Source organism: Streptomyces albipurpureus (genome assembly GCF_023701525.1).
Classification (GTDB): domain Bacteria; phylum Actinomycetota; class Actinomycetes; order Streptomycetales; family Streptomycetaceae; genus Streptomyces; species Streptomyces albipurpureus.
Window position 1 is genome coordinate 45572 of the sequence record NZ_JAMQAW010000012.1, and the last position, 25566, is coordinate 71137.

23 protein-coding genes and 1 pseudogene are annotated in these 25566 nt (G+C 67.8%); 9 read left to right on the forward strand and 15 right to left on the reverse strand.

Annotation, left to right across the window (positions count from 1 at the left end):
• The 4 genes and pseudogenes from NBG84_RS15965 to NBG84_RS15980 all read right to left on the reverse strand — a co-directional run bounded on the left by NBG84_RS15965 (window position 1) and on the right by NBG84_RS15980 (window position 4310).
• The gene (locus NBG84_RS15965; RefSeq protein ID WP_250920112.1) at window positions 1-1515 is read right to left on the reverse strand and encodes a sensor histidine kinase; all 1515 of its coding nucleotides are present in this window, start codon (window positions 1513-1515) and stop codon (window positions 1-3) included.
• The gene (locus NBG84_RS15970; protein ID WP_250920113.1) at window positions 1512-2201 is read right to left on the reverse strand and encodes a response regulator transcription factor; all 690 of its coding nucleotides are present in this window, start codon (window positions 2199-2201) and stop codon (window positions 1512-1514) included. The genes NBG84_RS15965 and NBG84_RS15970 overlap by 4 nt, the downstream gene beginning before the upstream one ends.
• Window positions 2202-2397: 196 nt before the next feature.
• Window positions 2398-3072 carry a TetR/AcrR family transcriptional regulator gene (locus NBG84_RS15975; protein WP_250920114.1) on the reverse strand — a complete coding sequence of 225 codons (675 nt, stop codon included), beginning with the start codon at window positions 3070-3072 and terminating at the stop codon, window positions 2398-2400.
• 23 nt (window positions 3073-3095) lie between these two features.
• Window positions 3096-4310 (reverse strand): annotated as a pseudogene (locus NBG84_RS15980) (MFS transporter).
• A 772-nt stretch (window positions 4311-5082) separates the two neighbouring features.
• Here NBG84_RS15980 and NBG84_RS15985 point away from each other — a divergent pair.
• Window positions 5083-5946 carry a prolyl oligopeptidase family serine peptidase gene (locus tag NBG84_RS15985; RefSeq protein WP_250920115.1) on the forward strand — a complete coding sequence of 288 codons (864 nt, stop codon included), beginning with the start codon at window positions 5083-5085 and terminating at the stop codon, window positions 5944-5946.
• Between the two features lie 223 nt (window positions 5947-6169).
• Here NBG84_RS15985 and NBG84_RS15990 read toward each other — a convergent pair whose 3' ends face one another.
• Together NBG84_RS15990 and NBG84_RS15995 are read right to left on the reverse strand one after the other, a co-directional pair.
• Complete coding sequence (locus NBG84_RS15990; RefSeq protein ID WP_250920116.1) at window positions 6170-6820, reverse strand: TetR/AcrR family transcriptional regulator; 651 nt, start codon at window positions 6818-6820, stop codon at window positions 6170-6172.
• Window positions 6821-6963: 143 nt separating this feature from the next.
• Window positions 6964-8184 carry an FAD-dependent monooxygenase gene (locus tag NBG84_RS15995; protein WP_250920117.1) on the reverse strand — a complete coding sequence of 407 codons (1221 nt, stop codon included), beginning with the start codon at window positions 8182-8184 and terminating at the stop codon, window positions 6964-6966.
• 853 nt (window positions 8185-9037) lie between these two features.
• Here NBG84_RS15995 and NBG84_RS16000 point away from each other — a divergent pair.
• Together NBG84_RS16000 and NBG84_RS16005 are read left to right on the forward strand one after the other, a co-directional pair.
• Window positions 9038-9766: a hypothetical protein gene (locus NBG84_RS16000; RefSeq protein ID WP_250920118.1), complete on the forward strand. Its 729-nt coding sequence runs from the start codon at window positions 9038-9040 to the stop codon at window positions 9764-9766.
• A gap of 232 nt (window positions 9767-9998) precedes the next feature.
• A complete protein-coding gene (locus NBG84_RS16005) occupies window positions 9999-10169 on the forward strand; it encodes a hypothetical protein (protein ID WP_250920119.1) in 171 nt (56 codons plus the stop codon).
• Window positions 10170-10301: 132 nt separating this feature from the next.
• On the opposite strand, the gene NBG84_RS16010 is transcribed toward NBG84_RS16005, so the two are convergent.
• Complete coding sequence (locus NBG84_RS16010) at window positions 10302-10859, reverse strand: DUF1062 domain-containing protein (protein ID WP_250920120.1); 558 nt, start codon at window positions 10857-10859, stop codon at window positions 10302-10304.
• A 537-nt stretch (window positions 10860-11396) separates the two neighbouring features.
• On the opposite strand from NBG84_RS16010, the gene NBG84_RS16015 reads away from it, so the two are divergent.
• On the forward strand, window positions 11397-12176 hold the full coding sequence (locus tag NBG84_RS16015; RefSeq protein WP_250920121.1) for a YqjF family protein: 780 nt from the start codon (window positions 11397-11399) through the stop codon (window positions 12174-12176).
• Window positions 12177-13031: 855 nt separating this feature from the next.
• Here the strand turns inward: NBG84_RS16015 and NBG84_RS16020 are convergent.
• The 6 genes from NBG84_RS16020 to NBG84_RS16045 form a co-directional block, all read right to left on the reverse strand.
• Entirely contained in the window at window positions 13032-13631 is a 600-nt protein-coding gene (locus NBG84_RS16020) for a hypothetical protein (protein ID WP_250920122.1), read from the reverse strand.
• Complete coding sequence (locus tag NBG84_RS16025) at window positions 13628-14170, reverse strand: hypothetical protein (protein WP_250920123.1); 543 nt, start codon at window positions 14168-14170, stop codon at window positions 13628-13630. Before NBG84_RS16025 ends, NBG84_RS16020 begins: the two co-directional genes overlap by 4 nt.
• Before the next feature lie 233 nt (window positions 14171-14403).
• Complete coding sequence (locus NBG84_RS16030) at window positions 14404-15597, reverse strand: ABC transporter permease (RefSeq protein ID WP_250920124.1); 1194 nt, start codon at window positions 15595-15597, stop codon at window positions 14404-14406.
• A complete protein-coding gene (locus NBG84_RS16035) occupies window positions 15594-16301 on the reverse strand; it encodes an ABC transporter ATP-binding protein (protein ID WP_250920125.1) in 708 nt (235 codons plus the stop codon). Before NBG84_RS16035 ends, NBG84_RS16030 begins: the two co-directional genes overlap by 4 nt.
• Entirely contained in the window at window positions 16298-17377 is a 1080-nt protein-coding gene (locus tag NBG84_RS16040; RefSeq protein ID WP_250920126.1) for a peptidoglycan-binding protein, read from the reverse strand. The genes NBG84_RS16035 and NBG84_RS16040 overlap by 4 nt, the downstream gene beginning before the upstream one ends.
• The gene (locus NBG84_RS16045) at window positions 17374-18021 is read right to left on the reverse strand and encodes a hypothetical protein (RefSeq protein ID WP_250920127.1); all 648 of its coding nucleotides are present in this window, start codon (window positions 18019-18021) and stop codon (window positions 17374-17376) included. Before NBG84_RS16045 ends, NBG84_RS16040 begins: the two co-directional genes overlap by 4 nt.
• A gap of 133 nt (window positions 18022-18154) precedes the next feature.
• Between NBG84_RS16045 and NBG84_RS16050 the strand changes: the two genes are divergently transcribed.
• The 3 genes from NBG84_RS16050 to NBG84_RS16060 are packed head-to-tail and all read left to right on the forward strand — an operon-like array spanning window position 18155 to window position 20855.
• Window positions 18155-18850, forward strand: coding sequence for a response regulator (locus NBG84_RS16050; protein WP_250920128.1), 696 nt, complete (start codon window positions 18155-18157; stop codon window positions 18848-18850).
• Window positions 18847-20364 (forward strand): ATP-binding protein, encoded by a 1518-nt coding sequence (locus NBG84_RS16055; RefSeq protein WP_250920129.1) that lies wholly within the window; start codon window positions 18847-18849, stop codon window positions 20362-20364. Before NBG84_RS16050 ends, NBG84_RS16055 begins: the two co-directional genes overlap by 4 nt.
• Window positions 20361-20855 (forward strand): hypothetical protein, encoded by a 495-nt coding sequence (locus NBG84_RS16060; protein ID WP_250920130.1) that lies wholly within the window; start codon window positions 20361-20363, stop codon window positions 20853-20855. Before NBG84_RS16055 ends, NBG84_RS16060 begins: the two co-directional genes overlap by 4 nt.
• Here NBG84_RS16060 and NBG84_RS16065 read toward each other — a convergent pair.
• Together NBG84_RS16065 and NBG84_RS16070 are read right to left on the reverse strand one after the other, a co-directional pair.
• Complete coding sequence (locus NBG84_RS16065) at window positions 20845-21060, reverse strand: hypothetical protein (protein ID WP_250920131.1); 216 nt, start codon at window positions 21058-21060, stop codon at window positions 20845-20847. The genes NBG84_RS16060 and NBG84_RS16065 overlap by 11 nt on opposite strands.
• A 158-nt stretch (window positions 21061-21218) precedes the next feature.
• Window positions 21219-22313, reverse strand: a complete 1095-nt coding sequence (locus NBG84_RS16070; protein ID WP_250920132.1) for a cation diffusion facilitator family transporter — start codon at window positions 22311-22313, stop codon at window positions 21219-21221.
• A gap of 462 nt (window positions 22314-22775) precedes the next feature.
• Between NBG84_RS16070 and NBG84_RS16075 the strand changes: the two genes are divergently transcribed.
• A complete protein-coding gene (locus NBG84_RS16075) occupies window positions 22776-23693 on the forward strand; it encodes an SMI1/KNR4 family protein (RefSeq protein WP_250920133.1) in 918 nt (305 codons plus the stop codon).
• 624 nt (window positions 23694-24317) lie between these two features.
• Window positions 24318-25415, forward strand: a complete 1098-nt coding sequence (locus NBG84_RS16080; protein WP_250920134.1) for a glycoside hydrolase family 113 protein — start codon at window positions 24318-24320, stop codon at window positions 25413-25415.
• Window positions 25416-25566 lie beyond the last annotated feature (151 nt).

Below are 25566 nucleotides of genomic sequence, written 5' to 3' on the forward strand. Positions count from 1 at the left end.
CTAGGAAGGCCCGGACCTCATGTTCACACGGGTCACACCGCGATCATCTCGCCTGGGAACAGCGGTTACGGGACGGTCCTCGGCCGGTCCCACCCGCGGCAGCTCCAGGACGAAGGCGGTGGCGCCCGGCTCGCTGCGCAGGGTCAGGGTGCCGCCGTGCGCGGTCACCAGGGAGCGGGCCACCGCGAGGCCGAGGCCGCTTCCACCGTTCTCGCGGCCGCGGGCCGTGTCGACGCGGTAGAAGCGGTCGAAGACCCGGCTCTGGTCGGCGTCCGTGATGCCGGGTCCCGTGTCGGCCACGACCACCCGGGCCGCTCCCGGCGTCACGCCCACCGTGATGGACACGCGCGTCCCCGCGGGCGTGTGGACAGCCGCGTTGGTGAGCAGATTGTCGAGCACCTGGCGGACCCGGACGGGGTCGACACTCAGCGGCAGGGGGCGGGGCCCGGAGTCGAGGGTGAGCGGATGGCCGGGGTGGGCGGCGCTGAAGGCGTCAGCCGCCTGCCGGGCGAGGTCCGCCAGATCGCACGGTTCCCGGCGCAACGGCGCGTCCACCTCGGCGGCGTCGAGCCGGGCGAGCAGTAGCAGGTCGTCGAGTAGGACGCCCATGCGAGCGGCTTCGGAGCGCAGCCGGGCGAGGTGCTTGTCGCGCTCTTCGGGGACGTTGGCGGCGGCGTACTGGAACAGGTCCGCGTAGCCGCGCACCGACATCAGCGGGGTGCGCAGTTCGTGCGAGGCGTCGGCGACGAAGCGGCGCAGCCGCTGCTCGGCCTCGGCGCGCACGGCCAGGGAGCCGTCGATGTGTTCCAGCATGGTGTTGAAGGCGGTGCGCAGTTCCTCGACCTCGGGTCCGCCGCCGGAGCGGTCGGCGCGCAGTGGCAGGCGGGCCGCCGACTCGGTGAGGTCGTGTGAGGCGATGCCGTGTGCGGTGTGCGCCATGTCGCTGAGCGGTTTCAGTCCGCGTCGCAGCAGGAGCCGCCCGAAGACGACGAGGGCCAGCAGCGCGACCGTGAAGGCGATCACCTGGACCGTGATCAGGTACTCCATCGTGTTCTCGATCTCCGCCATCGGGGCGGCGCTGACCAGGATGACTCCGGGCACGACCTCGCAGGCTCGCAGCCGGTAGGCACCCTTGCCCGCGACCTGCGCGGTGCTCGTCACATCGCCGCTGGAGTCGGCGCGCGTCTGGGCGAGGGCGGTGAACTCCTCAGTGTCGTGCGGCACATCGGCGGGCCGGCGCAGCGCCGCCGTGCCGTCGCTGATGTGGTAGACGGCCGTGTACCACCCGTAGTACGGCTGCCGCTTGACCGTGCCGTGCTGGGCGGCGTCTTTGGCCTGGATGTTCTGGACCAGCTTCAGCTGGGCGACCTGCTGGTGTCCCAGGTGGTCGCGCATGTATGCGGTCAGGGCCGTGCCGACGACGGCGAACGCCGCCAGTGACAGCACGCCGAGACCGAGTGCGAGCCGGGTTCCGAGGCGGAGTCGGCGGTAGGTGTCGCGCGGCCGCGCGCTCATTCGGTGGTCCGCCTGACCACGTAGCCGAAACCGCGCACGGTGTGGATCAGCGGACTGCCGGTGGCGTCGAGCTTGCGGCGCAACCGGCTGATGACCAACTCGACGACGTTCGAGCGGCCGCCGAAGCCGTACTCCCACACATGGTCGAGGATCTGCGCCTTGGTGAGCACGGTGGGGGAACTGCGCATGAGGTAGCGCAGCACGTCGTACTCGGTCGGGGTGAGCGTCACCTGGGCTTCTCCACGCCGCACTTCCCGCGTGTCCTCGTCCATCGTCAGATCGGCGACGCGCAGGGAGGACCGCTCGAATCCCGGCCCCGCACTGCGCCGCAGCACGGTGCGCAGCCGGGCCATGAGCTCCTCCACAGCGAACGGCTTGACCAGGTAGTCGTCGCCTCCGCGGGTCAGTCCCGCGACCCGGTCGGCGACGGTGTCGCGCGCGGTGAGGAACACCACGGGCACCATCGCCCCGGCCGCGCGCAGCCTGTCGAGCACGCCGAAGCCGTCGATGTCGGGCAGCATCAGGTCCAGGACGACGATGTCCGGGGAAAAGTCGGCGGCCAGCCGCAGCGCTTCCCGGCCCGAGTGGGCGGTGACCGCTTCCCAGCCCTCGTAGCGGGCGACGGTCGCGACGAGGTCGGCGATCGGCGGGTCGTCGTCCACGACCAGCACTCGTGTCTTGTCCACCTGTCCATCGTGCGGCACGGGGACGGCGGCGCGCTCCCCTCTGATCAGGGCGGGCTCACCTTGATACGGAGTTGACAGTTTCCTGACAGGGAATCGACAGGTCCCAGCGGCCGGGCTCTCGCCGACGACTCGATCCAGGGTCAGGCCCCTGAGCGCGGTCCGCACCCCCCGGGTGCTGCCGTCCGCGCGGTGACACCTATTCGGGCCTGATGATGCCCATCGCCCGTTCCACCATCTCGTTGCTCAGGCTCGGGGTCGCCAGTGAGGGGTTGTCGGGGCGCTGGCGAAGGCCGTTGAGAAGGATTTCAAGGTAGCGGCGCCAGATGTCCGGCTGTTGACCCCGGGTGAACTGGGCGGCGGCGTACAACATGTGCTGAATGACAGGAATATCGGAAGGGGTCACCTCCGGGCGGAGATCCCCGCTTTCCTGCGCCCGGCGAATCAGGGCTTCGAGGAAGGGCAGCATGCCGCCGCGTGCTGTCTCGATGGGCCCGGACGTGTGCTCGCCCAGCATGAGCACTTCATGCAGGCCACGGTTCTCGGCAAGGCCGGCCGACATCTCCACCAGGAAGTCGACCAGACCTTCCCAGGGGTCAGGGTGGGCGAGAGCGCGCTCGGCCGCCTCCTGGCGCATCTGGAGGTCCTGTTCGAACAGGGCGCGGATCAGGGCTTCCTTGGTGGGAAAGCGGCGATAGACGGTTCCGACACCGACTCCCGCGTGGCGGGCCACGCCGTCGAGCGTGACCCCCAGTCCCTGTTGACCGAAGACCTCACGTGCCGCGTGGAGAATGCGCTCACGGTTACGGGCGGCGTCTCGCCGTAGCGGGCGGCCGCCCTCGACCGGATCGCGCGGCCCGGAACTCTCGGTCATGCGACACAGGGTAGTCCTCTTGATCAGGCCGGTTCTCGGTGCCCCCGCTCGCGTGTGACCAGCCATACACAGCCGAGGCTGAGCAGCGTGACTCCGGTGAGGTACAGGGTGATGGGCGTGGTGGAGGCCCAGTTGCCGTAGAGGGCCGTGGCGACGGTCGGCGCGATGCCGCCGCCCAGGATGGACCCCAACTGGTACCCGAGAGAGGCTCCGCTGTAGCGGATCTCGGCCCGGTAGAGCTCGGAGAAGAGCGCGGCGATCGGTCCGTGGACGATGCCCATGAACACGGCGGTCGCCAGCAGGGCGAGCAGGATCAGCGCGGAGTCAGCGGTGTTGATGAGCGGGAACAGCGCGGCCGCACAGATCACCAGGCCGATCGAGCCTGCGGGGAGAACCCTGCGTTTGCCCTGCCGGTCAGAAAGTGCCGAGGCCAAGGGGATGGCCGCGAGCCAGACTCCGGAGGCCAACAGGATGAAGGTGAGGATCAGGTCCCGGCTCAGATTGAGCACCGCGGTCGTGTACACCGGCAGGTGGGACATAAAGATATAGCCCCCGGCATTGATTCCAATGAACGCCCCCGCGGAAAGCAGGAATTCCCGCCAGTGCTCGCGGAGTACGGACACCAAGGGTATTCGGTGTTCCGTCCTCGACTGCCTTACGGCCTCGAACTCCTCGCTCTCCGAGATGGTCAGCCGAATGACCAGACCGGCGATCACCATGACGGCGCTCGCCAGGAAGGGAACCCTCCAATCCCATTCCAGGAATTCCTGATCACTCAGGCTCGCCGTCAGGCCAAGGAACATGAGGTTGGCGATGATGAGGCCTCCCGGAACGCCCATTTACGGAAAGCTTCCATAGAAGGCCTTCCTGCGCTCCGGGGCGTGCTCGATGGCCATGAGGACCGCGCCACCCCATTCGCCGGCGACGCCTATCCCCTGAATGAAACGCAGCGTCACCAGCAGGATCGGGGCCCAGGCACCGATGGTCTCGTACGTGGGCAGCAGCCCGATGCAGATGGTGGCGAACCCCATGGTCAGTAGGGAGATGACCAGCATGGACTTGCGGCCGACCCGATCGCCGAAGTGGCCCATGACGATGCCGCCGAGGGGACGGGCGAGAAATCCGACCGAGTATGTGGCGAAGGACGCCAGGGTGCCCGCCGCCGGGGAGACGGAAGGGAAGAAGAGCGGTCCGAAAACATCGCAGCCGCCACGCCGTAGATGAAGTAGTCGTACCACTCTATCGCGGTCCCGATGAAACTTGCTGTCGCCACTCGAAGCGGCCGAATCCTCTTCTCTTCGGGCGAATCCAATGGGCTTCTGTCGATGGTCACGGCTGTCTCCTGGCAAGTGAGGTCTGCCACCGCAGATATTTGCAGAGAGTGCAGCACAAGAGGAGAACTGTCGCGCAACTCAGAGATTTACAGGCCTTGTTCGCACCCAACAAGAAGAGGCTCGGGGCGTGGTGACGCGGCATTCCGCACTGCCGGGCAACCGTCGCCCCGAGACACCGACCGAACGATTGGTCGCCTGATGCGCGGCAAGCGAAGGGAGCCTCCGCACCGCCTGCCAAGGGACCGGAAGCGGAGGGATGTCCGGCCGGCCGGACCGCCCCCGCGCCCGTCGTCTCCGAGCACCCCGGGAGGGGCGCCGAGGCCTGGCACTCCGACCTCGGCGGTGCTACGGTTCCAAACTGGAGAACCTTTCTCCACTTAAAGGAGGCTCAGCTCAGATGACTGCACGCGGCAGGTTAGGCGCGCTCGCGGGGACCGCACTTCTCGGCCTGGGTGCGACGGCATGGCCGTCCGCGGGACCCGCCATATCCCCCGAGCCGGTGGCACTTGCGGCCTCGATGAGGTCGGTCGACTGCCCGCGATCCCCCGTCGGCCCCGGCGGGCCGCCCGGCGGGGCCGTTCCGATCGCGAAGACGATCAAACCGACCAGTACGAGATCCAGCAGGGTCATCATTCCGAACGGGCCGCAAATCAGTTGCGGACAAACGCATGTGACGATGCATCGGGACCTTGTGTACGCATCGCCGACGGCCGGAGGCGAGCGGCGCGACCTGAGGCTTGATCTACAGGTACCGCAGACGAAGGGCCCGAAGCCCCTGGTGGTCTACATCACCGGCGGCGGGTTCATCACGGCGAACAAATCGGGCAACCTCGACCAGCGGACCTACGTGGCCGAGCAGGGTTACGCCGTGGCGAGCATCGAGTACCGCACCACGAGTACCGGCTCCACCTACAGGGACGGCGTCGTGGATGTGAAGTCGGCGATCCGCTATCTGCGGGCCCACGCGGATGAGTTGGGCATCAGCACGGACAAGGTGGCTGTCTGGGGTCAATCGGCCGGCGGCTACTTGGCGGCCATGACAGGCGCAACCAACGGCACGGACCGGTTCGATCAGGGTGACAACCTCGACCGGAGCAGCGACGTCCAGGCCGTCGTCGACCAGTTCGGCGCCCATGACCTCTCCAAGGTGGCCGACGACTTCGACCCGGAGACCAAGGCCGCGTACATGGATCCCGGCAGCTTCATCAACGCATACGTCTTCGGCCCGAATTCGACCAGGACCGTCGCGACGGACCATGCCGCTAACAGGGCGGCCAACCCCGCCACCTACCTCAGCCGGTCATCGGCAGCCGTCATCCTGCTCCACGGCGACAACGACCACATCATTTCGCCCAGCCAGTCACTGATCCTGCTCGACGCCCTCAGAGCGAAGCGAGTGGAAGGCACTCGATATGTCGTCAGCGGAGCCGACCATGGGGACCTGGCCTTCCTCGGCGATCCCGAGGCCGGAAAGAAGTGGACCACGCAGAAGGTGATGGGCACGATCACGCGATTCCTGGACAACAAACTGCGGGACTGATGCCAGGTGCCGCGCGATGGTGCTCGGCAAGGTGGTCGGCCGGTGCGCCGGACAGCCGCGCATCGGGGAGTCCGGAACATCGTCGCGGATGCAGATCGGCGACTCCCCACCACAGCCGAAGACATGAAGTGGCAGGGCCAGGACCGAACCATGCGGGACAGTGTTCCTCCGCTCCAACACGCTCCACACCCGCCGGGGTCACCTCAGCCGGCTGGAGTCCCGTTCAGCCGACCCGATGACGAAGACCGTCGAGGATGAGGTCAAGCCCGAACTCAAAGCGATCGTCGAAGTTCACGATCGCTTCAACGGGTGTGGCGAACAGCTGAGGGTATGCCTCACGCCCGGCGGCCGAGTCGAGTCTGTCGAGGGCACCGGCGCTCTGGCCCTGTTGCTCCAGGGCCTCCCCCAGGACATAGCAGAAGACCGTGGACGTCGCCCAGAGAGCCGCGGTGCCGTCGAGACCCGCCTGCCGCATGATGCCCACGAGCCGATCCGCGTACGTCAGGGTGTTCCGTTTCGACGCATAGCTGCCGCCGACGATCCTGGCGCCGTCGCGCTGCGCCAGGAGGGCTGTCCTCAGTTGCCCGGCGAGCAGGGCGACCTCCTCCGTCCAGTGGTCCCCGTGGCCGTCCGGCAGGGCTTCGGCCAGAATTGCCTCGGCCAGCTCGTCGAGGAGCGCCTGCTTGTTGGTGAAGACGCGGTAGATGGCTGGCAGTTGCAGCTTGAGCGCGTCCGCCAGGCGCCTCATGGTCAGCGCCTCAAGACCGTCTGCGTCCACGATGCGACGGGCAGCGATCACCAGCGCTTGGGCGCGGACCGCGGGCGGCGGAGCGCTGGATTGCCCGGATGGGGATCTCTTACGAGCGATCGGCATGTTAACGATGTTATCGCCCTTCGGGGGAGCCGCGCACGACCCACGGCATGCGCGGCTCCCGCCCCGGACACGATGAACGGCGGATCCGCTCGGTCATCGAGGAGGCGGTCCGCCTTGGGGACGACACCACCGAGGCGAACAACTCAGGGGCGCCCGGCCCCCACCAGATACCGGGAGTAGTCGTCGAGGAGCATGGAATTGGACATCCGGACCGTGCTCCGCAGAAGAAGCTCCTTGCGGGGAAGATGTCCGGCCAGGCGCGTCACTCCGTTGCGCAGCGCGATGCCGCGCGACGTCCGGGGCGTCATCACTCTGCCCTGACCGGGAGCCGACCGCTGGATCCGCTCGACCCATGGGCGCAATCCGGCCTCGTACCGTGCGAACGCCCCCGTGATGTCGTCCGGTGTGCGGGCCAGTTCGCCGGCGAGGACGTACGCGCCGACCATCGCGATCGTCGCGCCATGACCCGACAGCGGCGAAGCGCAGTACGCCGCGTCGCCCACGAGCCCGACACGTCCGGCCGACCAAGCGGGAAGGTTCACCTGACTACAGGTGTCGAAGTAGAAGTCGGGGGCGGTGTCGATCTGCGACAGCAAGGCGGCCCCCTCCCACCCCATGCCATACGCCCTGGCCTGGGCGATGCGCTTCTGGGCATCGACATCACGCCAGTCGTACGAAGGCCGCCCCCCGCGGAAGGTGAGAAAGGCCATCACCTTGGTGCCGCCGAGGATGGACCGCATTCCGATCGTCCTGTCCGGTTCGCTGTAGACGACCGTCCAGTCCTTCAGCGCCAGATGGTTCCGGGCGGTCCAGAAGGACACATAGGTGCCGAGATGGCGCACGAATTGGGCCTCGGGGCCGAACAGCGTCCCGCGCAGCTCCGAGTGCAGCCCGTCGGCTCCGACGACGACGTCGAACGATTCGGCAGGTCCCGTCTCGAACTCGACCCGGACCTTCGCACCCTCGTCGCGCACCGAGGTGATCCGGTCGCCGAAGCGGTAGTCGACGCGATCCCGCGACCGTTCGTAGAGCACGCGCGACAGGCTGCCGCGCAGAATCTCGATCTCGGCGACCGGTCCGTCACCACCGAACTGGTCCGACCTGATCTCCCCCCTGGTGCGCCCTCGGGTGTCGACGAAGGAGAGACCGAAGTTGTCCTCGCTCGCGGCCCTGATGTCGGCCTCGACGCCCATCCGCCGGATCACCTCGCGTGAGACCCCGCGGAGGTCGACCAGTTGACCGCCCGTGCGCAGCTCGGGCCACCGCTCCACCAGGGTCACGGCCGCGCCGTACCTGGCCAGCCATAACGCCAGGGCGGGACCGGCAATGCTCGCACCGGAGATCAGAACCTTGAGTTGCCGCATCAGCTGCCTCACTTCGCCGTCGACCCGACCGCCACCTGTTAACGCTGTTATCGCCACGCTAGTGTTAACGCCGTTACCGCGTCAATGGTTCGATGGCGCTCTGTCGCACAGCAAGTGCCCCGGCCGGAGCCCTCATGCCCTCATGCCCACATGCCCACATGCCCACATGCATGCAGGATGTCCGCACGTCCGCATGACCGCGCGCGGCAGCCGCGTACCCGGCAATGGCCTCCCAACCAGGGGTGACCCTAGGAGAACTCCAACGGTGGGTTCCCTCATCGGCTTTCCGCCGGCTATCACCACGTGGTCGGGAACCAGTTGCGTGGAGCGGGGTTCAACCCGCTCACCAGGGGCATTCGCTATCCGATTGACGGCTGTGGGACACACACCACGGGTGCCGGTCGCCACGACGACGTAAAGCTCGGGGCCGAGACGGGTGACGGCATGGTCGGCTCTTCATCGAGCGGACGGGTCCCACCCCTCGCCGCGAGGACTGATAGGAAACACCGGACGGAGTTGCTGACATCATGAAGTGGATACTGTTGATCGTCGTTCTGATCGCTGTCGCCATGTGGTTTCAGGCGAAAAGGAAACGCTAGCGCGACCTGTCGACTTACTCTCCACCAGGGCAGCCATTCGGTTTCATCATGCGCGTTTTTCCATCCGGCAAGACCGGATGGAAAAACGCGCATTTCTGTCTTCGGGCCAGCGAAAACCATGCGGATCCTAGGCGACTCCTGCTGTATGTATATGGGTTTTCAGGGCACTCGAAGGTCAACGATTCATGAGCACAGCACATTCGGACAGGTGAGATGCCAGCATCCACTTGGCCTTTGACAGGAAGGAAATCGTCGTGTCGTTGAAGAAGTCTGTCACCCTTGCGGTCGCGGTCTGTCTGGGAACAGGCGCCCTGGTGGGCTGCGGAGAAAGCGGTTCGGATGAGCCGTTCGAAGGGAAGAACGCGGACAAGATCGCGGCAGACGCGGTTCAGGCGACACGCGACGCGAAATCCGTGCGCATGGCCGGCAGTGTCAAACAGCAGGACGGAAGCACCATCCAGGTCGACTTCCGTGTCGACGAACAGGACAACTGCACTGGGACCCTGTCCGGGCAGGGCACGAAGGCGGAGATTATCCAGACCAGTCAGTCGGCGTATGTCCGGGGCGACGCGGCGTTCTGGAAGAACTCCCTGAAGGGACAGCCCGACGCGGACAAGGCCATGGGCAAACTCCAGGGGAAATGGGTGAAGGCCCCAGCGAACGAAGGCGGTCTTCAGGGAATGTGTGACAAGCAGGCCTTCCTCGCCGCGATGGACGGTGACAAGTCCGAGCGCAAGGGTATGAAGAAGGGCGAGACCACCAGTGTCGACGGCAAGAAGGCCCTGAACCTGGAGAAGAAGCAGCCGGGCGGCGAGAAGCTCACGCTGTTCGTCGCCACCGAGGGCAAGCCTCACATTCTCAAGTCGGTCTCCCAAGGAGGTAAGACCCCCGGAGAAATGGTCTTCACCGAGTACGACAAGAAGGTCGACGCTCAAGAGCCGCCCAGCGATGAGGTTGTCGACCCCAAGACGGATCTCCGCTAGAAATCCGTACGCGCTGATCCCGGTGCGGGACGCCCCGGCCGGCAGCCGCCCGGGGCGCGCCTCTCGGCCGCTCCCCCGCTTCCCTATGACCATCTCGAAGCCGCCCTGAAGTCGCCAGACAGTGCGTGGCGGCCGCCAGCCCCGAAGCTACGCGGGGCCCTCCGGCGGTTCCTCCCGCACACCGAGGAGGGAGTTGCGGAGCGGCCAGGGCGAGCACCGGTACCCGCGCACCATGGACAGGCCGGTGCTTCAGTTCCAACTCCGGGGGGACAGCGCGTACACCTCGCGGGTGCGCTGTGCGGGGCTAGATCCGGCCGACGCGCGGTTCAGGGAGCTGATGGGGCTCGTCCATCTGATCGAAGGGCTGGAGAGGTATCACCTTGCCTTCACACGTGCGCTGTAGGGGCTTGCGGTGGCGGATAGCACCCCGGCAGTGTCCCGCCGCTCCATGGTGCGGAGGCAGAGCGGTGAACACACCTCCAGGGCCTGCCCGGCGGATCGGATCCTGCCGGACAGACCCTGGGCCCAGAAGGACTCAGCGCTTGAGCACAAAGGTGAAGTCGGCGGAGAGCTTGCCGCTCAGACGCACGGTGGATACGAGGTTCCCCTCGGCGAGCAGTCTCTCGACCTCGACTCGCGGAAGGCCGAGACCCTTCGCGATCAGTCGCACCGGCCGCACAGGAATCCGTGCCACGAAACCGACGGAGACCTCGATCGCCTCGCCCTGCGGCTGATCCGGTTGGTCCGGCCCGCCGCTGTCAAGGCGCCAGGCGTTGTCCCAGTCGAGGGCGATGCGATTGCGGCGCCGCACGACCGGGTCCTGGAGCAACTCGGCAGCCAGGCCGCGGTCGTTGTTGTGCAGGAGGTCCAGCAGCTCAGGTCGTACGGAACGGACGTGCGTCCGCTCCAGGACAGTGAGTTTGGTGGTGTCCCCGCACCCAGTGCACAGCGCCAGAATCCAGGCGTCGAGGAGCTTGTGGTTCGCGTTGACACGGAATTTGCCGTTCGCCCGGAAGCGCACGGAGGCACACCTGTGGCAACGGCGGAGAACGATTGGCAGGCAGGTGGGAACGACCACCCAGGTTCTGGACACAGAAACACCGGTTTCCAGTGAGAAGACCGCAGCGAAAAGGAGCACGGCGCACAGGTGCGCCGCGCGACGGATCAGCGCTAGGGGTGTCTCACTTGGTGTACAACGGCACGTCCTTGACCGGGTGGCGAGGGGCGGTAGCACGCTAGCGCCACCTGGAGGCGCGATTCCACTGGTTTTCCGGGCGGAGGGTCAGCAGACCTGCCGGTGACCTCTGTCAGCCTCTGTCAGCGGTGGGGCGACGTGATCGGTACTCCCCGGATCGGGGCGACCTGAACATCGGCGTGCGGCCGGCACCGGCATCGACAAGCCCGCGGCCACCGCCCTCACTTGGGATGTCGACGCGCACGTGTACCTCGAACTACCGCCTCCGGCGCACCAGTCTGGGCTCCGCGCACGCCTCGGGTTCTCGCCCACCGTACTGCGGTCAGGATGGGGAAGCGCCCGTGGGAAGTGGCCTTCCCGCCCGTGGGAAGTGGCCTTCACACACACCACTCCACTGCCTGGGGCCATTCCCGGCTGTTCTGCGATGCTGTCGTCATGCCGAGCACAGAGCGCTCCCTGGGCCCCGTCAGCCCGGACGCACCCAGCGCGATATCGAGTCCGCTACTCACCCAACGGTGGTTGGACCTCGCCTTCGTCCATTGGGAAGTGGACCCGGCCCTCGCGGCTGGGCTGCTACCGGCAGGGACCGTTCCCGACACACTCCACGGGAAGACGTACGTCGGCCTTGTGGCCTTCCGGATGGACCGGGTCGGTTGGTTCCGGTTGCCCGGGGTCCCCTACTTCGGAGCTTTCCCGGAGACGAACGTGCGCCTCTACTCGGTCGACGCCCATGGCCGGCGCGGGGTGGTGTTCCGCTCGATGGACGCCGCCAGACTCGTGCCGGTGCTCTTGGGACGGGCCGGCTTCCGGCTGCCGTACGTGTGGTCCCGCATGTCCGTACGCGCCGATGGCGACACCCTCGTATACGACAGCTCCCGGCGTTGGCCCGGGCCTCGCGGTGTGAGCAGCCGGATCACCCTGCGCAAGGGCGAACTCGTCGAGGAGCCCACAGAACTGGAGCACTTTCTGACCGCCCGGTGGGGAATGCACAACGCCTTTCCCGGCGGTGTCGCCTATCTGCCCAATGACCATCCACGCTGGCCGCTGCATCGAGCAGATCTCGTCGAATGCCAGGAGGAGCTGGTGGCGGCGGCCGGATTGCCCGAACTCCAAGGGGAGCCGGTCAGTGTGCTGTACTCGCCGGGAGTCCCGGTCCGCCTCGGCCGACCCGCGCGCCCGCGCGCGATGTCCACCCCGTCCGTCCCTTCGCAGTAGGGCGGCGATTCAGGCTCTCACCCGGGTCAGCCTGTGTGACGGCCTGTCCCAGGGGTGGCCAGCCGGGTGCTCAGGGGTCGCGTGTCCGGTGGATCGGATCGGTGCCTTTCAGCATCGCTCCCACCCGGTTGGCGATACCGACTCCGGAGTCGGCGCACGCGTCCACTACCGGGCGCCTGTCAGGTGCGGATCAGATCGTCTCCACAACGACGTCAAGGTGGGTGTGCCTTTGCGGTGCCGGGCGTTCCCCCTACACCGCGGCACCTGTGCCGGCCGCGCCGAACCCACTGGGTGAGGGAGTTCAGCGCCCGCCCCTTACCGGGGGTGGGACGGAGGCGGGCGCTGAAGTATGTGGCCGGTTGGCGAGACCGTACAGTCCTGTGCGAATTCCCCGGTGCCACCCAGCGGACGGCCCGGAACTCAGGACGGCGCTGCGGACGCCGCAATCGAAGAAACGGTTCAGCTTGTGATGGCAGTCTGCCATCACAAGCCGACTTTGCACCCCGCCGCGCACCGGCAGTCCAGCGACTTTCGGCCACCATTCAGTGTTCAGTTCTCGTCACAGCGGTGAATGCGGGTGATCTCGGGTGCTGATGGTGGCCTCTGGCCGGCTGGTAAGGGTGACCGACAATGACTACCGACGGATGGTCGCGGCCCCGGAGCGGCAGTTCTCCGGGGCCGCCAGAGCGCCCAGGCGTAACACCTTGGAGTCTGCCGTGCGGACAGCCGTACCAGGCGCGATCCGTGTGGACGGTGGCGACCTGCCGCACCGGTGGCCCCGGGAGAGCGGGTGGATCATCTGGATGGCTGTCGGGGCGAACCGGACTCGGCCGGCCAGAGACCCGCCCCTGCCGACTATCGCTCCGGTGTTTCCCGATCAGCCCGGGCGGATCCGAGTCGGAGCGGTGGTGAGGGAAGCCCAAAGTGGTCGGCGATGATCCGCACCGTGTAGGCGCCATCGGCGTTGAAGCCGGGATCGGTGTCGTACTTCGAAGCGTCTCGGCCGACGATCCCCGCCTCCAGTAGCTCCTGTACGAGCAGGTCGGCCTCGCCTCCACCACGCCGGGATTCACGGCGCTGTCCGACGTTGAAGTACACCTGCTCGAACCCGGCGAGGCTGTAGACGAACTGCAAGGGGTGCTCGGCACAGTGGGGAACCATGAGGTTTCGCCCGTGTGGGCACGTACACGCGGGCGTGGATGCCAGGAACACGGTTTCCACCCGATCCGGAGCACCCAGGCGACTCGCGAGGCGGCTACTGGTGATGCCGCGCGCCAACTCCAGGGCGGTTTCCCGGTACGGGGCGGCGTAGGCGTCGTGCGTCGCCCAGGCCCAGCCGCCGGATTCGCCGACGGCAAGGGCAGGACGCCCCGCCTCGGAGAGGATGCCGGACAGGATGGGCAAGGTCAGTCCCTTGCAGAAGGTGACGAACGTGTTCGGGGCCAGCCAGGTCACTTCGCCCTCACCTCCGGCGGCAGAGACGGCGCGGGCAGGGAGAAGGCATCGGTGATCACTTCCACCAGACGGTGTTCGACGTCGAAGTGGTCGAGGCAGTCGTCACCGGGGCAGTCGGGAAATCCGCATGTCCTGTTGGGGCCGATGAGGTGTGCCGCCAGGAGTTCGGCGGACAGGTAGTCGGGGTTCTCGCCCACCCGCTGCTGAAGGTCCTCGAAGCTGAAGCAGAGGATCAGGCGACCGTCCCGGTAGTACTCGAACTCGGGCGGAAAGCCCTTGGGGCTGCAAGGCTCGGTCACAAACACAACGATCTCCGCCCCGCCCGGGCACATGCTGGCGTAGTCGACGGCGCCGTAGTCCTCCTTCTCCCGGTTGTGCATGTCGTGTGCCGCCCACACCCACCCGTTTCCCTCGCCACTCGCCAGGGGTTCTCGCAGCCGGTCGCCCAAGCCTCGGGTGAGCTCATCACGTGGTATGCCCCGAGCGAAGACCACGTTCGCCTCGTGGTGGGGGACTGGACTGTCTATCCAACTGGTCATGCCAGCACCCTAGGAGGAGGGACTGACAGTTGGACGTTCTCCGATCCCGGTCGCCGCCGCGGTGCCGGGCAACGAGGCATCGCTGCCCGGCGGTAGGGGCTCACACGATGATCGAACGCTGTCTTGGGCGCACTCACCCCACGAAGTCGCAGTACACCGTGCGGGGCTGAAACCCCGCGGCGTCGTCGACCGCACGGACCGCGTCTCGCGGGGGCATCCCGTGCGCCGCCGGCTCATGTCGCGTTCAGAGCCACTGTCGGGTGCAGGCGGGAGGCACGGATCGCTGGATAGAGGCCGGCGACCACGCCGATCAGGAGGGTGGCCGCCACGCCGCCGGCCAGGGACCAGAGCGGAACCACCGCCGTCCACCCCTGGACCTGGGCGAAGCCATAGGTGGCCGCCGCGCCGAGCAGCGCGCCCGTAGCCCCGCCCAGCCCCGAGAGCAACAGCGACTCGGTCAGGAACTGGAGCCGGATCGCACTGCGGGTCGCGCCCAACGAGCGGCGTAGGCCGATCTCCTGGCGCCGCTCCAGGACGGAGATGACCATGGTGTTGGCGACGCCCACACCGCCCACCAGCAGGGCCACCGCGCCCAGGCCGAGCATAAGGGTCGTCAGGCCCTCATGGGTGGCGGCCTTGGCGGCCAGCGCGTCCGAGGGGCGGGAGACCTTGACGCCCGACCCGTTGCCGGGGCTGATGGTGCGGCCCAGAACCGCCCAGACATCCTCCACCGACGCGTCCGTGGAGCGCTCGAAGATGGTGGTGGGGTGGCCGTCGAAGCCGAAGTAGCGCTCGGCGGCGGGGAATCCGACCATGGCCACCCGATCCAGGGTGGGGACCAGTTCGATCGGTTTGAGGATGCCGACAACGACCACGCGCGTCTCATTCATCATGATCGTCTCGCCGGTGCGGGTGATGCCGAGGCGATCCGCCGCCACCGAGCCGAGAACCGTCGTCGGCAGGCGTTCGCCAGCCTGATTGAGCCAGCTGCCCTTGTCGACCTCGCCACCGAGCGTGGACAGCAGATCGATACGGACCGCCTGGGCGATGACACCGGCGGTGCGTTCCCTGGGAACCACATCGCTGCGGCGGATGCGGGCGTCGATGTCGGCGCTCGCCGTGGCGTGCTGCACCGGACCGATGCGCTCGACCATCGCGACCGCGCTCTTGGGGAGCTTGATCGGGTTCCCCCGCTCGTCCTCGGAGGCCTCCGCGGTGAGGAGATTGGTGCCGAGGCGGTCGAGCTGGGCCATCAGATCCGCGCGACTCGACTCGGACAGGCCGACCACCGCGACCATGGTCGCGATACCGATGGCGATACCGAGCGCCGAGAGCACCACCCGCGCGCGACGCGCCCGCAGGCCGACCGCTCCGACACGGAGGATGTCGCGCGGGGAGAGACGGGAGGGCTTGAGGTCGCTCTTCATGAACCGGCCTCTTCGGTAGGGAAGATGGGGCGCGAGTCCGAGACGATCTCGCCGTCCTTGAAGCGGACCCGGCGCGGCAACGAGGCCGCGATCTCACTGTCGTGGGTGATCACGCAGATGGTGGTACCGGACGCGTTCAGCTCGTGCAGCAACTCCATGACGATCTCGCCGGACGCGGTGTCCAGCGCCCCGGTCGGTTCGTCCGCAAGCAGCAGTGTGGGATCTCCCACCAGGGCACGGGCGATGGCCACGCGCTGCTTCTCGCCACCGGACAGTTCGCTCGGCGTATGCGAGTAGCGATGCTCCAGTCGCACCTTGGCGAGCGCTTCCCTCGCCCGCGTACGCCGTTCCCTCAGCGATACACCCGCGTACAGGAGCCCGTCGGCGACGTTGTCCACCGCGTCGCGCCCAGCGGCCAGGTGGAAGTGCTGGAACACAAAGCCGATATGGCGGGCGCGCAGTGCGGAGAGCCGGGAGTCCGACAGCTGGGACACGTCGTATCCGGCGATCCGGACGGTGCCCGTGGTGGGCTTGTCTAGGGTGCCCATGACATGGAGCATGGTGGACTTGCCGGAGCCGGACGGGCCCACAACGGCGACCAGTTCGCCTTGGTGAACGGTGAGGTTCACTCCACGCAGGGCGTGGACGCCGCCGGGGTAGGACTTGGTGGCGTCCCGTAGTTCGATCACCGGTGCGGGCGTCATGACTTCGCCACTCCGACCTTCAGTCCCTCGCGCACATCCGGGCCGCTGACCTCGATCTGCCCGTCGGCGGTCATGCCCGTCTGGACGCGCACCATCTTCGAGGTGTCGCCGTCGACGGTCTGGAGACCGTAGCCGCCGTTCTCACCGCGCAGGGCGACGACCGCCTCGACGGGGACGGCGAGGACTCCCTCGCGTGCCTCACTGACGAACTTCACACTCGCCGACGCCTTGCTGTCCTCGCCGGACAGGGCGCTCGCCCCGCCGTCCAGGACGACCTCGACGGTGATGCCTTCCGCGGCGACCGCGCCGCCCTCGGATTCGGACTGCTCGGGACGTACCGTCCCGGCGACCTTGCCCGTCACGGACTTCCCACTCGGGAGGGTGACCTCGACCTTGGTGCCGCTTGAGGCGAGCGCACCGTCGTTCTGGTCCAGTTGCGCGCGCACGACGGGTTTGGTGGAGGCGATCGTCAACACCGTGTCGCTCGGGCCGACCTGATCGGCGAGCACCGCATCGGCCTTGGCCACCTTGACCTGTCCGGTCTGGAAGACGACGTCCCCCTTGCCGACCCTGCCGGTGGGGTCGCGGTTGAGGGACTTCTGCCACTGCTTCACGGCCGCCGCGGTGTCGTCGTCGTACCAGATGTCGACATACAGCTTCGACCCGTACCCCAGGTCGCGCAGATTGCGCTCCAGCTGGAGTACATCGCTCCCCCGGTCGCCCGCCTTCATCTCGCGGAACATGGGGACCGGCCCGTACAGGAGGGTGACGGGCTTGTCGTTCAGCTCGTACAGTGCCTGCCCCATGGTCAGGGTCTTCCCTTCGGAGGCGGCCACCGTGACGGTGCCGTCGACGGCGGACTTCACCGCGCGGCGCTGCGCGAAGTCGAGCTTGCCGTCGACCGTCTTGGACAGCACGAGGTCGGTGCGTACGACGGTGGTGGTGGCGGGTGGGAGATCGCCACCACCACCGGAGTTGCCCGCGTCAGCTCCGTTGCCGAGGAAGAGGACTCCCCCGGCGACCGCGGCGCCGACAGTCACCGAGCCGAGGGCGAGGAAGGCGGTGCGGCTCCTCACTGCATGCCGTCCAGGCCTTCGAGCAGCTTTGACTCGCACGCCTTGCGGGCCTGCTTGTACGAGGGCGACTCCTCGTCGAAGGCACGGGACATCGGGTTCGGCTGGCCGCCCGGCTGTGCGTTGCCGCCGCTCATGGTCGGGTTGGTGAACTTGGAGATGCCGTTGTCCCGCATGCACTGGGCGTGCGCGAGCATCGACTCGTACGCTTTCTGCTGGTCGATCTTGGGCGTTGCCGCGGACGCGGCCAGCAGCTCGTCGACGCAGGCGCGGTTCTTGCCGCCCTTGATGCCCTCGTTGCGGCCGGGCTGGGAGCCGATCTCGTTGATCTTCGCCCAGTCGAAGTGGCCGCTGAGCTTGGGGTCGGGGAAGTCCGGGTAGCCGCCCTTGGCGCGCATGCACTGGACGTACTTCATCTGGGCGTCGTAGAAGGCGCTCTTGCCCGCGGGCTGGGTGGCTGGTGTGGTCTCGCCCTTCGTCGCGCTTGAGGTCGGCGCGTCCGGTACATCGGCGATCGCGTTGTCCTTCTTGGCGCCGTCGCTGTCATCACCGCCCCCGCAGGCCATCGAGAAGGCGAGGACGGGGACCGTGACGAGCGCGGTCAGGCGCAGCCGACTACGGGTACGCGGGGTCGTTTTCAAGATCATGCCCCTACTCTCGCGACCCCGTGTGACAGGCCCTCCATGGCCACATGATGAGAACGTAACAATGCCCCCGACCTGCACATCCACCACCCGTCGGGGCAGCGGACGGGCGGTTGTGGCGCCCATAATCGACGGCATGCCGCATGTACTGCTCATCGAGGACGACGCGTCCGTAAGGGACGGAATGGAGCTCGTGCTGCGCCGGCACGGGTACGACATCGACACGGCGGCCACCGGCGAGGAAGCCCTCGCCCTGCTGGACGGGCCCGGGGGCGGGAAGGTTGAGCTGGCCGTACTGGATCTCATGCTGCCTGGAATGAACGGCTTCGAGGTGTGCCGCCGCATTCGTTCCAGGACCACCGTGCTGCCGATCATCATGCTGACCGCGCGCGGCGACGACCAGGACGTCGTGACGGGTCTGGAGGCGGGCGCCGACGACTATGTGGTCAAGCCGGTCACCGCACCCGTGCTGGAGGCCCGCATCCGGGCCGCCCTGCGGCGTGCGGAACCGTCCGGGCAGACGCAGGGGGCGGACGCCGACAGCGCCGGGTTGGTGATCGACCGCGCCGGGCTGACCGTCACCAAGTACGGGGTCCTCATCGCGTTGCCGCCCACGGAGCTGCGGTTGCTGCTGGAGTTGTCGGCCGCCCCCGGACGGGTCTTCAGCCGCGAGCAGCTCCTCGACTCCGTATGGGACCACACCTACCTAGGTGACTCCCGGCTGGTGGACGCGGCGGTCGGCCGGCTGCGGGCCAAACTGGAGGACATACCGGCGAAGCCGCGGTACATCCAGACGGTGCGGGGCTTCGGCTATCGCTTTGGACCCCTGTGAACAGGAGGAACCAGGGCGGTGGTCCCACCGCGAAGCGCCGCTCCCGGCGGCTCGCCGGCGGGCTGCGCACCCGGCTGGTCGCCGGCTTCGTCGTCGTCGCCCTCATCAGCGCGGTGACCGCTACCGCCCTCGCCTACCGGGACGCCCGCACCGCCATCCTCCAGCGCACCCAGAACACCGCCGTGGACGATCTGCGGGAGCGGGTCAGCACGGTCGCCGCCGACTTCGACGTACCGCCCAACCGGGAGTCGCTGTCGCGGTTCGCCGTGAAGGTCTCGGAAGGCATCGGCGTCGGCACCCCCATCGTGCTCGCGCGCTACCAGGACCTCGTCGCGGTCTCCGACACACTCGCCGACACCGAGGGCCGCATAACCACCGAGCTGCGCGCCGCGGTACGGGGCGGGGGTGGTGCCAGGTTCCAGCGGGTGATGTGGCGGGGCCAGCCGTACCTGATCGTCGGCATGCCCGTGCTGATCTACGACGACGGGAAGAGCCGCGTCTCCGGCCTGGAGGTCTTCGCCATCACCGATCTGCGGGCCGAGCGCGATGACACGGCCGCCCTGCTGGACTCCGTACGGACGGGCGTCGTGCCGGTGGTGGTGCTGGCCGCCGTTCTGGCGCTCCTGGCCGCGGGTACGGTCCTTCGTCCGGTCCGGAAACTGGGCCGGGCCACCCGTGAGCTCGCGGCCGGAGACCTGGGCAGCCGGGTGGCCGTCACCGGGCACGACGAACTCGCCGATCTGGCCAGGACGTTCAATGAGACCGCCGACGCGCTCCAGGCATCCGATGCCGAGCTGCGCGAGCAGGAGGCGAAGGCACGCCGCTTTGTGGCGGATGTCTCGCACGAGCTGCGCACACCGCTGGCGGCGATGACGATGGTGGCGACCGTTCTGGAGGAGGACGCCGACCAACTGCCGCCGGACGCGGCGCGGGCAGCCCGTACCGTCGGCGCGGAGACGGCGCGGCTGGCCCGGCTGGTCGAGGATCTGATGGAGATCTCCCGCTTCGATGCGAAGGCGGCACGGCTGAACGCCACCGAGACGGACCTCGCCGACACCGTACGAGCGTCGCTGGCACTGCGCGGCTGGACGGACCAGGTGCGGCTGCGGCTACCTGGCGGGGTACGGGCGGTGGTCGACCGGCGGCGCATCGATGTGATCGTTGCGAACCTGGTGGGCAACGCGCTGCGGCACGGAGCCCCGCCGGTCATCGTGACCCTCAAGGTCGCCCACGCGGTGGACGGGGAGTGGGTGACGTTGGAGGTGGCCGACCACGGCCCGGGACTGCCACCGGAGGCTCGGGGGCGGGTCTTCGACCGGTTCTACAAGGCGGATGCGGCACGTACGCGGAGCACGGCTGACGAGAGCGGCCAGGGCAGCGGCCTCGGCACGGCGATCGCGCTGGAGAACGCGCGGCTGCACGGCGGCACGATCGAGGTGGCCGACGGATCCCGGGGCGGCGCGGTGTTCACACTGCGGCTGCCCCTGCGACGCGACGGAGAGGAGACGCGGTGAAGGTCCGACCGGTGCTCTTGATCACCGCGCTGGGTAGCGCCCTCATGGGTTGCGGCGTTCAACCGACCGGAGTGGTGGACGCGGGCGGGCCCGCATCCGGCCTGACCAGCGGGATGCGGCTGTACTTCGCGTCCGACAGCGGACTGCGCGGGGTGTCGTTGCTCGACCGGAAGACCGAGAGCCTCGGCGGTGTGATGAAGCGGCTCGCCGAGGGGCCCTCGCCCAGCGAGGTGCGCGACGGGCTCTCCTCCGCCTACCGGATAGGCGGCTACACGGTGACCGGTAAGGGCACCCGCGTGACACTGCGCCTCGAAGGAGGCTATGCGGGGACGGGGAGCGACCAGGGCACGGGACAGCTGGTGTGCACGCTGTCGCGGGCGCAGTCCGTACTCGATTCGACGGTCAGGGCCGATGAGGTCGAGGTCACCTTGCGACCGTCGGAAGGCGCGGTGCTGGGTCCCTACCGGTGTGCGGAGTTCCTCAACGGGTGAGGCGGGCCGCTGATTTGGCCGCGCCGATCCAGGCGGGCTGCCCAGCCCGGTGCACCGATCCGGCTGGGCCGTTGATCTCGGCGCGCCGACCAAGCGGGCGCGCGCCGCCGTTCGCTCCGTCCCGTACGGGTGCGCAGGCCGAGCGAAGCCGGTGCCCACGAACAGCGGTGTTCATCGCGGGGTCCCGGCCAGCACCGGTGGTCACGATCGGAGTGTTCATCGCCGGTCCCGGCTGGCGCCGGTGGCCGCACGACCTTGAGCGGCCGCCGAAGCGCGGGTTTCGGGTACACGGGCCGGGTGGCCCGACTCGTCGTCGAGGAGGGGAACGGCGGAACCCCCGACGGTGGACCGCACCCCTCACCCTCACACCGCGCCCGGCCGATGGCTGTGATGGGCGAGAGCCGCGTGCGGGTCGCTCCCCGTGGGGATGTGGTCGGTGTGCACGGTCACGGCGGTCAGTCTCGGTACCGCGTGGATCAAGGCATGCTCCGCAGCCACGGCCAGTTCATGGGCCTGAACGACGGTCAGATGCGGGTCGACGACGATGTCGGCCTCCGCGCGCAGAGCGTGGCCGATCCATCTCATCCGCACCGGACCGGTGTCCCGCACCCCCTCCACATCGCGCAGCGCCGCCTGGGCGGTGTCGACGAGGGCGGGGTCGACCGAGTCCATCAGACGGCGGTAGACCTCGCGGGCGGCGTCCTTGAGGACGAACAGGATGGCGATCGTGATCAGCAGGCCGACGACCGGGTCGGCCGCCCGCCAACCGAGCGCCGCGCCACCAGCGCCCAGGAGCACCGCGAGGGAGGTGAAACCGTCGGTGCGAGCGTGCAGGCCATCGGCTACCAGCGCGGCGGAGCCAATCCTCCGCCCGGTGCGGATCCGGAAGCGGGCGACCCACTCATTGCCGACGAACCCGGCCAGCGCCGCGGCCGAGACCGCCCCTAGATGCGTGATGTCACGGGGGTTGAGTAGCCGGTCGATGGCCACCCAGGCGGCTAGGCCGGCAGAAGCGGCGATCGTCGCCACGATGACGATGCCGGCGAGATCTTCGGCACGGCCGTAGCCATAGGTGTAGCGGCGGTTCGCCGCCCGCCGCCCCAACAGGAAGGCGATGCCCAGCGGGACCGCGGTCAGGGCGTCCGCGGCATTGTGGATCGTGTCGCCCAGCAAGGCCACCGACCCCGACAGGGCAACGACCGCCGCCTGGACGAGAGTGGTCACTCCCAGAACAACCAGGGAGATCCACAGTGTGCGCATCCCCTCGCGGGAGGTCTCCATGGCCGCGTCGACCTTGTCGCCCGTTTGATGGCTGTGCGGTGTGATCAGATGGGCGAGCCGGTGCCGAAGTCGACGGCGGTGCGGCTCGACCCGCCCGTGCTGGTGCCCGCTGGCGCCGTGCCCGGGGCTGGGGTCGTGGTGGTGATCGTGCGGATGAATGGGCCGATTCGCCTCCATGCCCGTCACCGTGACACATCGAATCGATTGCGGCTACCACCGTCATACACTCCCTGACCAGGTGCGAAGTACCCGCAGCTGCGACCGGAGAGCATCTGGTACCCCGCAGCCGGGGTTCATGGAGGTCAGCGCCTGCTGTCGTCGAGCACAGAGACCGGTCATGGGAGCGATTCCTTCAGCGGCGGCTTGAAGGAGGAGCGGACATGGTCCGACTCCCGCTGCCGGGCGCCCCCGGAAGCGGAGCCCTCCGAGGCCGTCAAGAACCGCCTGGAGACCGAGCTCAAAGGCTCTGTCGGGGGCTGCGCCGTACTCGGCGGCGTGCGTTGCCCAACCCCGTTGCACCGTTACCGCGCGGCAGGCCGACCCGACGACCGCGCAGAGCCCCCGACTCAGACACCGCCTCATGCGCCGCTGTGCCGCCGACCGAGGTCGATGTCAGTCCCGTCCGCTTCAATGGACGCGATGGACGACAACGAAGATGTGCTCAGGGCGGTCCAACGGCTGGCCCGGCCCGGCATGGGCGATCTGCACTGTGATGAGGCAGGGCACTCGGCGAACCACTGCTGTCTCGCACTGTCGGAGAGGACCCCGCTCCCCATGCTCCAGGATGCGCTGAGCGCACGATATGGACAGCCGCGGAACCTCGCCATGGACGGTTATGTCGATCCGACCGTGACCGAGCGGACCGGACTGCCGCTCCTGGTTCCCTTCGGTGAGCGGGTCGTCGAGATGCGCGCATGGACGTACGGAAGCAGGTGGATAGGCTGCGGAACCATCCAGTTCGGCAACGGCATCCGGCCCGTCGTGCTCGTGGCGGAGGAGCAGGACCCGGCGGCGGAGTTGCCGGAGGGGGCATCCTGGGCGGAGGGGGTCATCGCCGCGACCGGATGGGACACCACTCGTGCGCGTACGGTCGACTGGGCGGCGGCCGAGGCCCGGTTGGGGACCGCGTTGCCCAGCGACTACAAATGGCTCGCCGAGATGTTCGGACACGGCGCCTTCGATGAGTACCTCGAACTGTTCGTGCCCGGCGCCTGTTTCAGCAGCCGCGACATCATCCTCAACACCAAGCGGTCGGGAGAATGGGCCAGAACCAACAGCGGCGACCTGTGGGAACCATACGATGTGTACCCGGCCCCGGGTGGGCTGCTGGAGTGGGCCCATTCCGAGCAGGCCGATCAGTTCTTCTGGCTCACCGAAGGTCTCGACCCCGACAGATGGCCCATCCTCGCCACGCCGGACCTCCCCGACTCGTGGGTGCGGTTCGACGGGACGACCACCGAGTTCATCTACCGGATACTCACCGAACGACAGCACCCCTTCTCAACAGCCCGCTACTTCGACAGTCACTGGTTCCAGAGCTGCGAAAGCGAGGGCTGAAGGCCGCCCGCGGACTCAGCCGGGACGGGAGGTGGTGACAAGGACCGAGAAGGCACGTCATCGTGCGTTCGCTAAACCTGCGTCGGGGACAGCCCTGGGGCATTGGTGGCGGCCAGCCAGGTGCTGACGTCCTTCCCAACCGTGCCGATGGGCAATTCGGTGGTGGGCGATGGGTGGCACCCGGCCGGGCCATCGCGTCAGCGCCCACGACGCACTCGGTTGCCCGCGGTCCACACCTTCACCACGCGTTCGGCTTCCGCCGCCCGGAGTACGGGCGAGTGTCGGCGCGCCTCTGGAAAGGGCCCGTACTCATCCCGCTGTCGGCGCAAGAACCCCGTCAAGCCGTGGCGAGTCGCGGCAGCCTCGCGGAGCGAGCAAGCCCAGAACACATCAGGGCCGTCGGTCGAAACCGTTGTCCGCGGGGTTGAACACCCAGGGGGCCGATGGACAGACGAGTTCATACTCCCGTCGTGCCCGGGTAGACCTTCGACCGATGTTCGGCGCGCGCCACCGTTCACCAGACTGGGATCCCGTCGCAAGCGGCGGAGACGACCAGGAGAGGTGTGATGCGCGGTGCGGAGCGATGGAATCAGCCGAGCGCGGTTTCTCGCGGGAGCGGGAGCCATGGGTGTTGCCACCGCAGTCGGGACAACGGGGTGGGCAACGGCCGCTGAGCCGACGCCCATTGGTACATCGGATGGCAACGCGAGGCGGCGCGGGCTCACCCACCGGGGTGTGTGCTACACGCTCGGAGCCGGTGAGACCCCCGGTACCGCGTGGCAGCCGGCGCGGGTGCGCGACGATGTACGGGCCATCCAGCGCGAGCTACACGCCGACTCGATCAAAGTCACCGGAGACGGTGTACAGCGGTTGACGACCACGGCAGCTGAAGCCGCGGAACGCGGCCTGCACATCTGGCTGGAGCCCACTCTCGGCGATCAGCCAGAACAGGACATTCTTGACCATCTTGCGGAGTGCGGTCGGTTCGCTGAGCGGCTGCGACGGCAGGGCGCGAAGGTCGATCTCAGTGTCGGCTGCGAGTTCTGGCTGTTCGTCCCCGGCATCGTGCCCGGCGCACATGTGCTGGAGCGGATCGCGAACCTGCAGAACGGCACCTTCGACCCAGTCCATATGCAACGTGAGCTACGGCGATTCATCGGCCGGGCCGCACGGGTCGGCAGATCCGTTTTCCACGGGCGGTTGAGCTACGCGTCCGCACAGGGCGATGAGGTTGACTGGACGCTCTTCGACATCGTTGGCCTCAACTACTACTCCTCCTTCCCCCGCCGATCGTCCTACGTCCGTGAACTGGAGAAGTATCTACGCTGGGGTAAACCACTGGCGATCACGGAGTTCGGCACCTGCACCTTTGTCGGCGCACCGGAAGCAGGCGGCATGGGGTGGGCAACGGTCGACTACACCAAGGATCCGCCGGAGATCATCGGCAATCCGATCCGAAGCGAACATACCCAGGCGGTCTATCTGCTGGAACTCCTGGATGTGTTCGAGTCGATGGGACTGTACTCAGCGATGGCATTCGAGTTCATCACCCCTGACCAACCGCATCGGAAAGAGATCCGATACGACCTCGATCTGGCGAGCTACGGCATCGTCAAGGTGATCAAGGACAACCCCAATGATCCGGAATCCGACTGGCACTGGAAGCCGAAGGAGTCGTTCCACGCCCTGGCCCGGCGCTACGCCCGGGCTGCCACCGACTGACCAGGTCCTGCTCATAGCGGTGCGGCGGTCACATCCGAACGGTGGCGGCACCCACGTCGGTGATCTTGCACTTCACCCGTGGACCGTGTTGCCGTTCGCCCTATTTCCTCTCTCCGTGGCGCATGAAATCATAAATACGTTACTAACGGTA

Excerpts from the sequence above, each read along its gene's own strand:
- NBG84_RS15965 (WP_250920112.1), bottom strand. The coding sequence starts at position 1,515 with ATGAGCGCGCGGCCGCGCGACACCTACCGCCGACTCCGCCTCGGAACC.
- NBG84_RS15975 (WP_250920114.1), bottom strand. The coding sequence starts at position 3,072 with ATGACCGAGAGTTCCGGGCCGCGCGATCCGGTCGAGGGCGGCCGCCCG.
- NBG84_RS15985 (WP_250920115.1), top strand. The coding sequence starts at position 5,083 with ATGCATCGGGACCTTGTGTACGCATCGCCGACGGCCGGAGGCGAGCGG.
- NBG84_RS15990 (WP_250920116.1), bottom strand. The coding sequence starts at position 6,820 with ATGCCGATCGCTCGTAAGAGATCCCCATCCGGGCAATCCAGCGCTCCG.
- NBG84_RS15995 (WP_250920117.1), bottom strand. The coding sequence starts at position 8,184 with ATGCGGCAACTCAAGGTTCTGATCTCCGGTGCGAGCATTGCCGGTCCC.
- NBG84_RS16005 (WP_250920119.1), top strand. The coding sequence starts at position 9,999 with ATGGACAGGCCGGTGCTTCAGTTCCAACTCCGGGGGGACAGCGCGTAC.
- NBG84_RS16015 (WP_250920121.1), top strand. The coding sequence starts at position 11,397 with ATGCCGAGCACAGAGCGCTCCCTGGGCCCCGTCAGCCCGGACGCACCC.
- NBG84_RS16025 (WP_250920123.1), bottom strand. The coding sequence starts at position 14,170 with ATGACCAGTTGGATAGACAGTCCAGTCCCCCACCACGAGGCGAACGTG.
- NBG84_RS16030 (WP_250920124.1), bottom strand. The coding sequence starts at position 15,597 with ATGAAGAGCGACCTCAAGCCCTCCCGTCTCTCCCCGCGCGACATCCTC.
- NBG84_RS16035 (WP_250920125.1), bottom strand. The coding sequence starts at position 16,301 with ATGACGCCCGCACCGGTGATCGAACTACGGGACGCCACCAAGTCCTAC.
- NBG84_RS16045 (WP_250920127.1), bottom strand. The coding sequence starts at position 18,021 with ATGATCTTGAAAACGACCCCGCGTACCCGTAGTCGGCTGCGCCTGACC.
- NBG84_RS16050 (WP_250920128.1), top strand. The coding sequence starts at position 18,155 with ATGCCGCATGTACTGCTCATCGAGGACGACGCGTCCGTAAGGGACGGA.
- NBG84_RS16070 (WP_250920132.1), bottom strand. The coding sequence starts at position 22,313 with ATGGAGGCGAATCGGCCCATTCATCCGCACGATCACCACCACGACCCC.
- NBG84_RS16075 (WP_250920133.1), top strand. The coding sequence starts at position 22,776 with ATGGACGACAACGAAGATGTGCTCAGGGCGGTCCAACGGCTGGCCCGG.
- NBG84_RS16080 (WP_250920134.1), top strand. The coding sequence starts at position 24,318 with ATGGGTGTTGCCACCGCAGTCGGGACAACGGGGTGGGCAACGGCCGCT.